General features: G+C 52.9%; 11 protein-coding genes. 8 read left to right on the top strand and 3 right to left on the bottom strand.

From position 1 onward, the window contains the following. Positions 1-108: 108 nt before the first annotated feature. Positions 109-477, top strand: coding sequence for a ComEA family DNA-binding protein (locus DPA2511_RS14760; RefSeq protein WP_015854549.1), 369 nt, complete (start codon positions 109-111; stop codon positions 475-477). A gap of 114 nt (positions 478-591) precedes the next feature. On the opposite strand, the gene queC is transcribed toward DPA2511_RS14760, so the two are convergent. Both queC and DPA2511_RS14750 read right to left on the bottom strand, forming a co-directional pair. Then, entirely contained in the window at positions 592-1,287 is a 696-nt protein-coding gene (queC, locus tag DPA2511_RS14755; RefSeq protein WP_015854548.1) for a 7-cyano-7-deazaguanine synthase QueC, read from the bottom strand. A 107-nt stretch (positions 1,288-1,394) separates the two neighbouring features. Beyond that, the gene (locus tag DPA2511_RS14750) at positions 1,395-2,471 is read right to left on the bottom strand and encodes a PLP-dependent cysteine synthase family protein (RefSeq protein WP_015854547.1); all 1,077 of its coding nucleotides are present in this window, start codon (positions 2,469-2,471) and stop codon (positions 1,395-1,397) included. Between the two features lie 120 nt (positions 2,472-2,591). Between DPA2511_RS14750 and DPA2511_RS14745 the strand changes: the two genes are divergently transcribed. The 6 genes from DPA2511_RS14745 to DPA2511_RS14720 all read left to right on the top strand — a co-directional run bounded on the left by DPA2511_RS14745 (position 2,592) and on the right by DPA2511_RS14720 (position 10,128). After that, positions 2,592-3,053, top strand: coding sequence for an Lrp/AsnC family transcriptional regulator (locus DPA2511_RS14745; protein ID WP_015854546.1), 462 nt, complete (start codon positions 2,592-2,594; stop codon positions 3,051-3,053). 81 nt (positions 3,054-3,134) lie between these two features. After that, positions 3,135-4,904 carry a SmdA family multidrug ABC transporter permease/ATP-binding protein gene (locus tag DPA2511_RS14740; protein ID WP_023638417.1) on the top strand — a complete coding sequence of 590 codons (1,770 nt, stop codon included), beginning with the start codon at positions 3,135-3,137 and terminating at the stop codon, positions 4,902-4,904. Beyond that, the gene (locus tag DPA2511_RS14735) at positions 4,901-6,685 is read left to right on the top strand and encodes a SmdB family multidrug efflux ABC transporter permease/ATP-binding protein (protein ID WP_015854544.1); all 1,785 of its coding nucleotides are present in this window, start codon (positions 4,901-4,903) and stop codon (positions 6,683-6,685) included. Before DPA2511_RS14740 ends, DPA2511_RS14735 begins: the two co-directional genes overlap by 4 nt. 304 nt (positions 6,686-6,989) lie before the next feature. Further along, complete coding sequence (gene glnK, locus DPA2511_RS14730) at positions 6,990-7,328, top strand: P-II family nitrogen regulator (RefSeq protein ID WP_002208627.1); 339 nt, start codon at positions 6,990-6,992, stop codon at positions 7,326-7,328. A gap of 42 nt (positions 7,329-7,370) precedes the next feature. After that, positions 7,371-8,663 (top strand): ammonium transporter AmtB, encoded by a 1,293-nt coding sequence (gene amtB, locus DPA2511_RS14725; protein ID WP_015854543.1) that lies wholly within the window; start codon positions 7,371-7,373, stop codon positions 8,661-8,663. A gap of 142 nt (positions 8,664-8,805) precedes the next feature. Continuing rightward, entirely contained in the window at positions 8,806-10,128 is a 1,323-nt protein-coding gene (locus DPA2511_RS14720; RefSeq protein ID WP_015854542.1) for an IS4 family transposase, read from the top strand. A gap of 46 nt (positions 10,129-10,174) precedes the next feature. On the opposite strand, the gene DPA2511_RS14715 is transcribed toward DPA2511_RS14720, so the two are convergent. Then, positions 10,175-10,969: a cytochrome C assembly family protein gene (locus DPA2511_RS14715; RefSeq protein ID WP_015854541.1), complete on the bottom strand. Its 795-nt coding sequence runs from the start codon at positions 10,967-10,969 to the stop codon at positions 10,175-10,177. A gap of 166 nt (positions 10,970-11,135) precedes the next feature. Between DPA2511_RS14715 and ffh the strand changes: the two genes are divergently transcribed. Continuing rightward, positions 11,136-12,497, top strand: coding sequence for a signal recognition particle protein (gene ffh, locus DPA2511_RS14710; protein ID WP_015854540.1), 1,362 nt, complete (start codon positions 11,136-11,138; stop codon positions 12,495-12,497). The last annotated feature ends 15 nt before the right edge of the window (positions 12,498-12,512 follow it).

Here is a 12,512-nt window from a genome sequence, read left to right as displayed (position 1 = left end):
TGACAAAGGCCGCTTTCGCGGCCTTTTCCACATTTTGACTTTGCTGTTTGCTGCCGATAGTTGGCTGAGGCAATGTAGCTTCGCTGTCAAATACAAGGAGGAAACAGCATGAGAAAATCTGGAATCAAGGCGCTTTGTTTGCTTATGGGGATGGCGTTGGGTGGGATCTCTCCCTGGTTGCAGGCGGCAACGCCTAAAGCCGAACCGGAGAAATCGTCGGTTAGCGCGGCGGCTGAACATCAACAGGGCAAAAACGCCAAATCAGCCCTTACCACGGATGAAGAAGAAGTAAGTATCAATACGGCAAGTGCGGAACAACTGGCCGCGGCGCTTAACGGCGTCGGTCTGAAGAAGGCTCAGGCGATTGTGGCCTACCGCGAGCAGAATGGCCCTTTTACCCAGATAGAACAACTGCAGGAGGTTCCGGGGATTGGCGCGGCGTTGGTGGAGCGCAACCAGTCGCGCATCAGGCTGTAATATGCGCAGGGTGATGTTCCGTCGGGGCTTTTCTCATCGATGGGGAAAGCCTCCGAACCTGTAAAGAAACGGGAGCCAGACCGGAAGCTGACGTCTCTGGTCTGGCCTTCGAGGTTATTTCAGACCGGTTTTACTCTTCAGCGAGGCGATGACGGCTGCTCTGTTTTGCTGGTACTGGGTAAGCCCTTGGGCGCGTAGGTGACAGGCTGCACACTGACCGCACCCTTCTCCTTTGATGCCGTTATAACAGGTCAACGTATGGTGTTTTACCGTGTCTAACTGATGATAGTAATCCGCCAATGCCCAGGTTTCTGCTTTGTTAAGCCACATCAGCGGCGTGACGAAACGTATCTCTCTGGCAAGCCCCAACGACACCGCCTGATTGAGCGCTTTGACAAACTCGTCGCGGCAATCCGGGTAGCCGGAAAAATCGGTTTCGCATACACCGGTGATGACACTTTCTGCGCCGACCTGGTAAGCGTAAATGGATGCCAATGTCAGAAAAAGAATATTGCGGCCTGGCACAAAGGTGCTTGGCAGCCCTTCACTTGTTTCGTCGTATTCAGGAACCGGGATACTGTCTCGGGTAAGGCTGCTGACTGCCAATTGATTAAGTAGCTCGACATTCAGAATTTTGTGGGCACGGGCCCCCAGACGTTGTGTCAGCTCAGCTGCCGCATCGATCTCCGCGCGGTGTCGTTGCCCGTAGTCGAATGTGACGCAATGAACTTCATCATATTGTTGTAAAGCCTGAATCAGACAAGTGGTGGAGTCCTGTCCGCCACTGAAAACCACAACTGCGCATGACATTTCCAATTCTCCTTTTGTGAATAAGTGTGAGATGCGGTCGGGAAAGAACGTCATTAACGCATATGGTAACTGAAATCCCTTCACGCTTCAGCGCGAAGGGATACTCGTCAGGCTGGTTGCGGCTCTTTGGCATTCTGTGGAGTGGTATGAGCGGTAAGTTGGGCAAAGTAGGGGGAGATATCGCCGATGTGCGCGTTTACCCAACCGTGATTGTAATAGGTGTCGAGATAGCGATCGCCGCTGTCGCACAACAGCGTAACGATGGCCCCTTGCCTGTTCTCGGCAACCATGCTCTTCGCCACTTGCAACATGCTCCAGACGTTGGTTCCGGTGGATGGGCCTGCCTTGCGCCCCAGAATGCGTTCGAGCCAGTAGAGGGTAGCAACGCTGGCGGCGTCAGGCACTTTTACCATTTCATCGATAACATCGGGGATAAAAGAGGGTTCCACGCGCGGGCGGCCGATTCCTTCGATACGGCTGCTGCATTTGCCCATGATTGAGCGATCACGCTGGTGGTAATAGTCGTAGAACACGGAGTTCTCCGGGTCTGCCACCAGCAAACGGGTGTCCAGCCCTTTATAGCGGATATAGCGTCCTAAGGTGGCGGAGGTTCCGCCGGTTCCGGCGCTCATCACCAGATAATCAGGAATAGGGAAAGGTTCGCGCTCCATCTGGCGGTAAATGCTATCGGCAATGTTGTTATTGCCGCGCCAGTCGGTTGCGCGTTCGGCGTAGGTGAATTGATCCATGTAGTGACCATTTAATTCACGGGCCAACTGTTCGGAAGCGGCATAGATCTGGTCGGAATGTTCCACGAAGTGGCACTTGCCGCCATAGAAGGAGATTTGCTCGATTTTCCTTTTCGCCGTGCAGGACGGCATCACCGCGATGAACGGCAAGCCCAGTAAACGGGCGAAATAAGCCTCGGAGACGGCGGTACTGCCGGAGGACGCTTCAATAATGGTGGTATTTTCCTTAATCCAGCCATTGGACAATCCGTAAAGAAACAGCGAGCGCGCCAGGCGGTGTTTCAGACTGCCGCTGGGATGCGTGCTTTCGTCTTTAAGATAAAAGTAGATGCCGGGGTATGCCGGCAGCGTAAAACGGATCAGGTGCGTGTCGGCTGAACGCTGAAAATCAGCTTCTATGGCGCTGATGGCGTTTTTTACCCAGGTGTTGGTCATGATGATGTGTCCTGCTCTGTATTGTTATGATGCTAGCCTACTCTGTGTATTGGGAAAAAATATTGCTTTTTTAGTCGTCATTGTGGGTAATAAGAGAAAATTTTTCTATAAGGTTGCTTTATGTTAGATAAAACTGACCGAATGTTGCTCTCTTTGCTGCAACGGGATTGTACGCTGTCGCTGCAGGCGTTGTCGGAAGCGGTGAACCTGACGTCGACGCCTTGTTGGAAGCGCCTAAAACGCTTGGAAGAAGAGGGCTATATCACCGCGCGCGTGGCATTGCTGGATAGTGACAAAGTGGGTTTGGGATTAACGGCGTTCGTGTTGCTGAAAACTCAGCACCATAACAGCACCTGGTATCGTGAGTTTTCCGGCTTCGTTTCGGAGATGCCGGAAGTGCTGACATTTTACCGTATGGCTGGCGAATACGATTACCTGATGCAGGTGCAGGTCGCCGATATGAAGAGTTACGACAATTTTTACAAACGGCTGGTGAATGGCATTCCGGGGTTGGTGGACGTCACCTCCAGCTTTGCCATGGAACGCATCAAGCATACGACGGCGTTACCGCTGCAGGTATAAAATTATCCGCTGTGTACTTCATGTATAATGTGCCGCTTGTTGCGCCACAACCTTGATCTTCAGCTATCGGACGACTATTGCGTGAGACTTTTTGTTCAATTGGGATGGTATTTTCGCCGCGAATGGAAGCGTTATCTGGGGGCGGTAATCCTGTTGATGGTGATCGCTATCCTGCAATTGCTGCCGCCGAAATTGGTCGGCGTTATCGTGGATGGCGTAACCCGCGACAATATGTCGGCATCGACGATATTGCGCTGGATAGGCGTGATGCTGGCGATCGCGGCGCTGATTTATTTGCTGCGTTATTTTTGGCGTATCTGGCTTTTCGGCGCGGCCTATCAACTTGCGGTCGAGCTGCGGCAAGGCTTCTATCAACAACTTAGCCGACAACACCCCGCTTTTTATCTGCGTCATCGCACTGGCGACCTTATCGCCCGCGCCACCAATGATGTCGATCGCGTTGTGTTTGCTGCCGGTGAGGGGGTGCTAACGCTGGTGGATTCGTTGGTGATGGGCTGTGCGGTGTTGGTGGTGATGTGTACCCAACTCAGTTGGCAACTGACGCTGCTGGCGCTGATCCCCATGCCGCTGATGGCGTTGGTGATCAAGCATTACGGCTCGCAGTTACATCAGCGTTTCAAGCTATCTCAGGCGGCGTTCTCATCGCTGAATGATCAGGCGCAGGAGAGTTTGACCAGTATCCGCATGATTAAGGCGTTTGGTCTGGAGGACTATCAGTCTCGCCGTTTTGCCGAGGTGGCGGCGGATGCCGGGGCCAAAAACATGCGAGTGGCGCAGGTTGATGCCCGTTTCGATCCGACAATTTACATTGCGGTGGCTATGTCCAATTTGCTGGCCGTGGGCGGAGGCAGTTGGATGGTTATTCACGGTTCTCTGACCTTGGGGGCATTAACCAGTTTTGTGATGTATCTGGGATTGATGATCTGGCCGATGTTGGCGTTGGCGTGGATGTTCAACATCGTTGAACGTGGTAGTGCTGCGTATAGCCGTATTCGTCATCTGTTGTCCGAAGAGTTGGTCGTGATGGATGGCGTGTGGGATCTACCGGAAACAGCCGGCCTGCTGACGGCTGATATCCGTTCATTTCATTACCCGCAAAGCTTGCCGTCGGTGCTCAATGACGTCAGCTTTACATTGGAACCAGGTAAAACCTTGGGGTTATGTGGGCCCACCGGCTCGGGGAAAAGTACCCTGCTGGCGCTGCTGTTGCGTCATTTTGACGTAGCGGAAGGGAAGATTGAATACCACCGCTTGCCGTTGCCCGACATCCGTTTGGATGTACTGCGCAGCCGGTTTGCCGTCGTAGGGCAAATGCCATTTCTTTTTTCAGATACGGTGGCGAACAACATCGCTCTGGGTCGTCCAGGGGCGACGTCGTTGCAGATTGAGGAAGCGGCTCGCCTGGCCAATGTGCATGACGACATTCTGCGTTTGCCTCAGGGGTATCAGACGGAAGTGGGGGAGCGCGGCGTGATGCTTTCCGGCGGGCAAAAACAACGTATAGCGATTGCCCGAGCGTTGCTGCTGGAGGCGGAAGTGCTGGTTTTGGATGATGCGTTATCGGCGGTCGATGGGCGAACCGAGCATCAGATATTGAGTAATCTGCGCCAATGGGGGCACAAACGGACGCTGATTATCAGCGCTCACCGTCTGTCCGCGTTGGCTGATGCCGATGAGATTCTGGTTTTACAGCAAGGCCATGTGGCACAGCGTGGTTCACATCAACAGCTTTCCCAATCGACTGGCTGGTATCGGGATATGTATCGTTACCAGCAACTGGAAGCTGCACTGGATGATGTGCCTGTAGAAGAAGAGGTACAAACAGCATGACGTCTTCCCGTTCATTATGGCCCACGCTGAAACGGTTGTTGGCATACGGTATACCGTGGCGTAAATCGCTTGGCGGGGGCGTGTTGTTGCTGTGGCTCGCGGCGGCGGCCGAGGTCTCTGGGCCTGCGCTGGTCAGTTATTTTATCGACCATGTGATCGCTCGGGGCGAGTTTCCTGTTCAACTGGCGCTCGGGTTGGCGGTAGGGTACGTGGCGCTTCAGGCGCTGGCTGCGCTGCTGCACTATGTACAGGCGCTGATGTTTAATCGGGTGGCGGTTGGTGTTGTGCAGCAATTGCGTACCGATGTGATGGATGCGGCGTTGCGGCAGCCGTTGGGAGTATTTGATACGCAACCCGTAGGGCAGTTGATTTCCCGAGTCACTAACGATACCGAAGTTGTCAGAGACCTGTACGTAATGGTGGTCGGCAGTGTGTTGCGAAGCACCGCGCTGATTGGCGCCATGCTGATAGCCATGTTCAGCCTCGATTGGCGTATGGCACTGGTATGTATGGCAATTTTCCCTGCGGTACTGGTCGTGATGGTGATCTATCAGCGCTACAGTACGCCGATTGTGCGCCAGGTCCGCAGTTATCTCGCTGATATTAATGATGGTTTTAATGAGGCCATTAATGGCATGAGCGTGATTCAGCAGTTCCGCCAACAGGGGAAGTTCGGCCGTGTGTTGAGTCAGGCCAGTTGGTCGCACTACGAGGCGCGAATGCAGACGCTGCGTCTGGATGGTTTTCTGCTCCGTCCGTTGCTTAGCTTGTTTTCCGCCATGGTACTTTGTGGGCTATTGATGTTGTTCGGTTTTAGCCCTGTCGGTACCGTCGGTGTGGGCGTGTTGTATGCGTTTATCAACTACCTTGGCCGTTTGAATGAGCCGCTTATCGAACTGACGACGCAACAGTCGATCCTGCAACAGGCGGTAGTCGCCGGCGAGCGGATCTTTGAGCTGATGGATGGTGAGCGTCAGCAGTACGGCGAAGACGCCAGGGCGCTGGCTAGCGGGCGCATCGGTATTAACGATGTCACGTTCTCCTACCGCGCCGGTAAACCTGTGCTGAGTCATATTTGCTTGCAGGTGCCTGATCGCGGTTTCATTGCATTGGTCGGCCATACCGGCAGCGGCAAGAGTACGTTGGCAAATTTGCTGATGGGGTATTACGTGCCGGACTGTGGTGATATCCAGCTTGACGGTCGGCCGTTGTCTTCGCTTTCCCATCAGGTTCTGCGTCAGGATGTGGCGATGGTTCAACAGGATCCCGTCGTTCTGGCCGATTCGATGTATGCCAATGTGACATTGGGGCGCGATATCAGTGAAGACGGTGTCTGGCACGCATTGGAAGCGGTGCAGTTGGCCGATTTGGTGAGAGCGATGCCTGAGGGAATTCACAGTCGTATTGGCGAACAAGGCAATAATCTGTCGGTTGGCCAGAAGCAATTGTTGGCGTTGGCCCGGGTTTTGGTGCAAACGCCGAGGATTCTGATTCTGGATGAGGCGACTGCGAATATTGATTCCGGTACTGAACAGGCTATCCAACGTGCTCTGCGCCTGGTGCGTGACCATACTACGTTGGTGGTGATCGCGCATCGTCTTTCCACTATCGTCGAGGCCGACAGCATTCTGGTGCTGCATCATGGCCGAACGGTAGAGCACGGCTCACATGAACAACTGCTGGCTCAGCAAGGCCGCTATTACCAGATGTATCAGCTGCAGCAGGCCGGACAACAGTTAGTGAGCGCAGATCTCTGTCGTACAGCAGGCATGGTGCCCTGAAGCACCATGAAATCGGGCATAACGTAACACTTCGCACCATAACTTGGCAGCCTGGTGCCCTTGCATTCATCGTGGTGCACTGAAAGCAGGCGCGATGCACTTTTTTTGTGCGCTTCGCGCTCCTGTTTTTCCCGTCATTGTCCATACTTTATACGGTCTATATCTTCTCACCCTTGAGACCGTCGCTTTTTTCTCGTTTTGACCAGATAAATCATTTATGGCACATGATTTGCTTTAGTGATCGCGTCGACATATTTGAGAGTGACGGGCGCAGGCCTGAACTTACATGGTTAGGGGGATGAGAATGAAACTGGTTACTGTCGTAATTAAACCGTTCAAGCTGGAAGATGTGCGTGAAGCGTTATCTTCTGTGGGCATCCAGGGGCTCACCGTCACTGAGGTGAAAGGGTTTGGACGCCAGAAAGGTCATGCTGAATTGTATCGTGGCGCGGAGTATAGCGTTAACTTTCTGCCCAAGGTGAAGATCGACATTGCTATTGCCGACGATCAACTGGACGAAGTTATCGATGTGATTAGCAAAGCTGCTTATACCGGAAAAATTGGCGACGGCAAGATTTTCGTTGCTGAATTGCAGCGTGTCATCCGTATTCGTACCGGTGAAACCGACGAAGCTGCATTATAAGAAACTGCCTGATTTAGCCTTTAAATAGGGATGAGTGAAAAAATGAAGAAACTTTCTTTGTCGTTAGGTCTTGGTGCTGCTGCCATGCTGCCAGCATGGGTGTTGGCCGATACGCCAGCACCTGTCGTTGATAAAGCGGATAATGCGTTTATGATGATTTGTACCGCTCTGGTGCTTTTCATGACAATTCCCGGCTTGGCGCTGTTTTACGGTGGTCTGATTCGTGGCAAAAACGTTTTGTCCATGTTGACTCAGATTTTTGTAGCGTTTGCGTTGGTCTGTATTCTGTGGGTGATTTACGGTTACAGCGTGGCTTTCAGTACCGGCAGCCCGTTCTTCGGCGGCCTGACTAACTTCATGCTGAACGGCATCACGATCAATTCCCTAAGCGGTACTTTCTACCAGTTTATCCATGTTGCCTATCAGGCTTCTTTCGCCTGCATTACCGTTGGCCTGGTTATTGGTGCCTTGGGTGAGCGCATCCGCTTCTCTGCGGTACTGATTTTCTCCACATTGTGGTTCACGCTGTCCTATCTGCCGATGACCCATATGGTTTGGGGCGGTGGTTATCTGGCTGCTGATGGCGCTCTGGACTTTGCGGGTGGTACCGTTGTACATATCAACGCCGCTGTTGCTGGTTTGGTTGGTGCGTTGTTGCTGGGCAAACGTGTCGGTTTCGGTAAAGAAGCGTTCAAGCCGCATAACTTGCCGATGGTGTTCTTGGGAACTGCGATTCTGTACATCGGTTGGTTTGGCTTTAATGCCGGTTCCGCCGCTGCGGCCAACAATATTGCCGGTCTGGCGTTTTTGACCACGGTAGTTGCGACTGCTGCTGCGATTCTGGCATGGGTTATCGGCGAGTGGGTTGCTCGTGGCAAACCCTCTCTGCTGGGGGCTTGCTCCGGTTGTATTGCCGGGCTGGTTGCCATTACTCCGGCTGCGGGTACTGTTGGGATTGGCGGTGCCATGATTATCGGTTTCGCGGGTGGTTTTGCCGGCCTATGGGGTGTCACCGTGCTGAAAAGATGGCTGCGTGTTGACGATCCTTGCGACGTGTTCGGTGTTCACGGTGTATGCGGTATCGTCGGCTGCTTGCTGACCGGTATTTTTACCTCCGCTTCTTTGGGCGGCATAGGTTATGCCGATGGCGTAACGATGGCGCATCAATTCTGGGTTCAGCTGTTCAGTGTTATCGTCGCCATTGTGTGGTCCGGCGTTGCAGCTTTCATCTCTTTCAAAATTGCTGATATCGCCGTTGGTCTGCGTGTACCTGAAGAACAGGAACGCGAAGGTCTGGACGTCAACAGCCATGGCGAAAATGCTTACAACCAGTAATCCTCTTCTGGATGGCGCCGGCAACGGCGCATAATGACAATAAAAAAACACCCGTTGGGTTAATGCCGATCGTTTAAGGATCGGTTGACCGATCCGGTGGCTGATGTAAAAAGGGTTCATGTCTTCACATGGACCCTTTTTAATGGAACTTTCACAGGCCCTCGGCATTATCAATCTTACCGCTCCCGATGAAGTTCAGAGTCTTGCCGACCTCCTTTCCCCCGACCTTATTCAGCAGGCCTTTACCCTCACGGATACCGTGACGCTACGTAAGCGTAAGCTTCCCCTCGAATCCATGGTCTGGCTGGTTATAGGTATGGCTATTTTCAACAACAAGCCTGTGTCCCATATCGTCAATCTGATGGACATCGCTGACCGGACTGGCAGACCTTTTACCGCACCCAGCTCCGTCATTGCCCGCCGCAAAACGCTGGGTGAGGATGCCATTAGAGTGCTGTTCGAACTGACACAACAGCACTGGCATGAGGGAGCCCGGCATCCGCTCTGGAACGGGCTGACGCTGAACGCCGTTGATGGCGTGGTCTGGCGAACGCCCGACACACCGGAAAATGCCGCTGCCTTCGCGAAAGCGGAAAATCAGTACGGTGAAAAAGGCTTCCCGCAGGTCCGCATGGTGTGTCTGATGGAACTGAGCAGTCACCTGCTGCGCGCCAGCGTGATGGGCCGGTATGACGTTAATGAGATGCGGCTGGCGGCAGGACTGGCAAAGCAGGCACCGGATAATAGCGTGACGTTGTTCGACAGGGGCTTCTGGTCAACAGGCCTGCTACATGACTGGCACAGGGCAGGTGAGAACCGCCACTGGTTGTTGCCGCTGAAAAAGGGCACGCAGTATGAGGTGATACGCAGACTGGGCAGGCAGGATGAACTGATAACGCTGAAAACCTCGCCACAGGCAAGAAAACAGTGGGAAGGTCTGCCGGATGAGCTCACTGTCCGGTTAATCAGCAGGAAGGTTAACGGTGTGGAACGTCAGGTTGTCACCTCGATGACGGACGCGATGCGTTACCCGGCGGCAGACATAGCAGAACGCTACAAACACCGGTGGGAAATCGAACTGGGGTATCGTGAGGCGAAGCAGTTCCTGTGCGGCAACCGTTGGACGCTGAGAAGTAAATTACCGGAGATGGTGAGACAGGAGCTGTGGGGGAGACTACTGACATACAACCTGGTGCGGTATCAGATGGTGAAAATGGCGTTCAGCCTGAAAGGAGATTATCTGCCGTATCAGCTGAGCTTCAGTGGTTCGGTGGCAGAAATAATGCGGCTGTTAATCGGGCTGCCATGGTCCTCACCGGGGGCAGTGCCGGGACACCTGAAGCACTTCTACAGCAATGCCGCGATGCTGAAACTGCCGCCGAGACGGGAGCGGGAGTATGAAAGAGAAGTGAGGCAAAAAAAGCCCAAATACCCTTTTAAAAACAATGCCAGTCACCTTAAGTGACTGGCATTAGAGCTAAGGCTCTCTTTTTTATTATCGGAAACTCATATCAGGCGGCGAGAAAATTTTGAATAACCCTGCTGCCGAAATAGGCCAATGTCAGCATCAATGCACCAATCAGATTGAACCATACGACGCGGCGTCCGCGCCATCCTTCATGATAGTGTCCCCATAGCAGCAGGATGTAGACAAACCACGCCAATAGAGAAAACAGCGCTTTGTGCAAATTCTCTTTATTCGTGATCAGATCGTTCATATAAACCATGCCGGTACAGAGCGTCAGCGTCAGCAAGATGACGCCGACTTGAGTGATATGAAACATCTTTCTCTCAATACCCAATAACGGTGGCATGTCCGCTGCAAAATTCAGACGCTTGGTTTTTAACATATAATCGAGCAGCGCGAGCTGTAATGCATACAATGCTGCGATCAGCAATGTCGCATAGGCAAACAGCGCCAGACCAATGTGGATCATAAGGCCGGGCGTGGCTTCCAGGTGTGTAATGAATTCGCCGGGAATAAAACTAGCGAATGCCAGATTGATAAAGGCAAAGGTATACACAATGGGCAATAGAAACCAGCCGCGGTTGCGGGAGGCGACGATGGTCATTACGGCGCAGATGATGAGGCTAATCAACGACCCGATATTCAACAAGCTGAGATTCTGCCCGGTATACACATCAAAGATACGTTGATACAACGCAACGGCATGGCTGATTAGAGCGAGTATGGCCGATACCACAGCCAGACGGCGGTAGGCTCCGTTTTTCCGTACAATACTGGGAATGATGAGTCCCAGACTGACGAAATAAGCCACCAAGGCGACAATCGCGAACACAGACATGGCGGTTTTTAATGTTAACTGAGTAAAATGGAGGGTCAGTATAGCCTTAGTCGTTACGGGCACCAACCGGTATCCACACACAGCAGAGACAGTGTGGCTTTCGTGTTATACTCCACCCCATTTATTTATGTCGCGATGGCGGCCTCTTTCACATTGAGCATGAGATATGTTTGAGAATTTAACCGATCGATTATCGCGCACGCTGCGCAACATCAGCGGCCGGGGGCGGCTGACGGATGACAATATTAAGGACACGCTGCGCGAGGTCCGTATGGCATTGCTGGAAGCGGATGTGGCATTGCCGGTGGTACGGGAATTCATCAACCGGGTGAAAGAGCGCGCCGTAGGTCATGACGTCAATAAAAGCCTGACTCCAGGGCAAGAGTTCGTGCGTATCGTCCAGAATGAACTGGTTGCCGCTATGGGGGAAGAAAATCAAGCGCTGAATTTGGCGGCGCAGCCGCCGGCGGTGGTGTTGATGGCCGGTCTGCAAGGGGCCGGTAAAACCACTAGTGTGGCGAAGTTGGGTAAGTTTCTGCGCGAGAAACAGAAGAAGAAAGTGTTGGTCGTCTCTGCGGACGTCTATCGCCCAGCGGCGATTCGTCAATTGGAGACACTGGCCGAATCCGTTGGCGTAGATTTTTTCCCTTCGGATGTTAGCGAAAAACCGGTGAATATCGTCGGCCAGGCTCTGCAGCATGCCAAATTGAAGTTTTATGACGTCCTTCTGGTGGATACCGCAGGGCGTCTGCATGTCGATGACGCCATGATGGATGAGATCCGCCAGGTTCATGCGGCGATTAACCCGGTTGAAACCTTGTTTGTCGTGGACGCCATGACCGGCCAGGATGCGGCCAATACTGCCAAAGCCTTTAATGAAGCGTTACCTTTGACCGGGGTCATTCTGACTAAAATCGACGGCGATGCCCGGGGCGGGGCAGCATTGTCTATCCGGCATATCACTGGAAAACCGATTAAATTCCTTGGCGTTGGTGAGAAAACCGATGCGCTAGAGCCTTTTCATCCTGATCGTATTGCTTCCCGTATTCTTGGCATGGGGGATGTGCTCTCCCTGATTGAGGAACTGGAGAGCAAAGTTGATCGTTCCCAGGCCGAGAAGCTGGCAAAGAAACTGAAGAAGGGTGATGGTTTCGATTTGACCGATTTTCTTGAGCAGCTTCGACAGATGCGCAATATGGGTGGAATGGCGAGCATGATGAGTAAGCTGCCGGGAATGGGACAAGTTCCCGACAACGTCAAATCTCAGATGGATGACAAAGTTCTGGTACGGATGGAAGCTATTATTAGCTCCATGACATTGCAGGAGCGCGCTAAGCCGGAGATTATTAAAGGTTCCCGTAAGCGTCGTATCGCTCAGGGGGCTGGTATGCAGGTGCAGGATGTCAATCGTCTGCTGAAGCAGTTCGACGATATGCAACGGATGATGAAGAAGATGAAAAATGGCGGTCTTGCCAAGATGATGCGTGGTATGAAAGGCATGCTGCCGCCGGGATTTCCCGGACGTTGAGCTCGGAAATTGGTC

It is taken from the genome of Musicola paradisiaca NCPPB 2511, from assembly GCF_000400505.1.
Taxonomy (GTDB): Bacteria; Pseudomonadota; Gammaproteobacteria; order Enterobacterales; family Enterobacteriaceae; genus Musicola; species Musicola paradisiaca.
The sequence above is the reverse complement of the archived record's forward strand: the minus strand, read 5'-3'. Positions and strand labels throughout refer to the sequence as shown.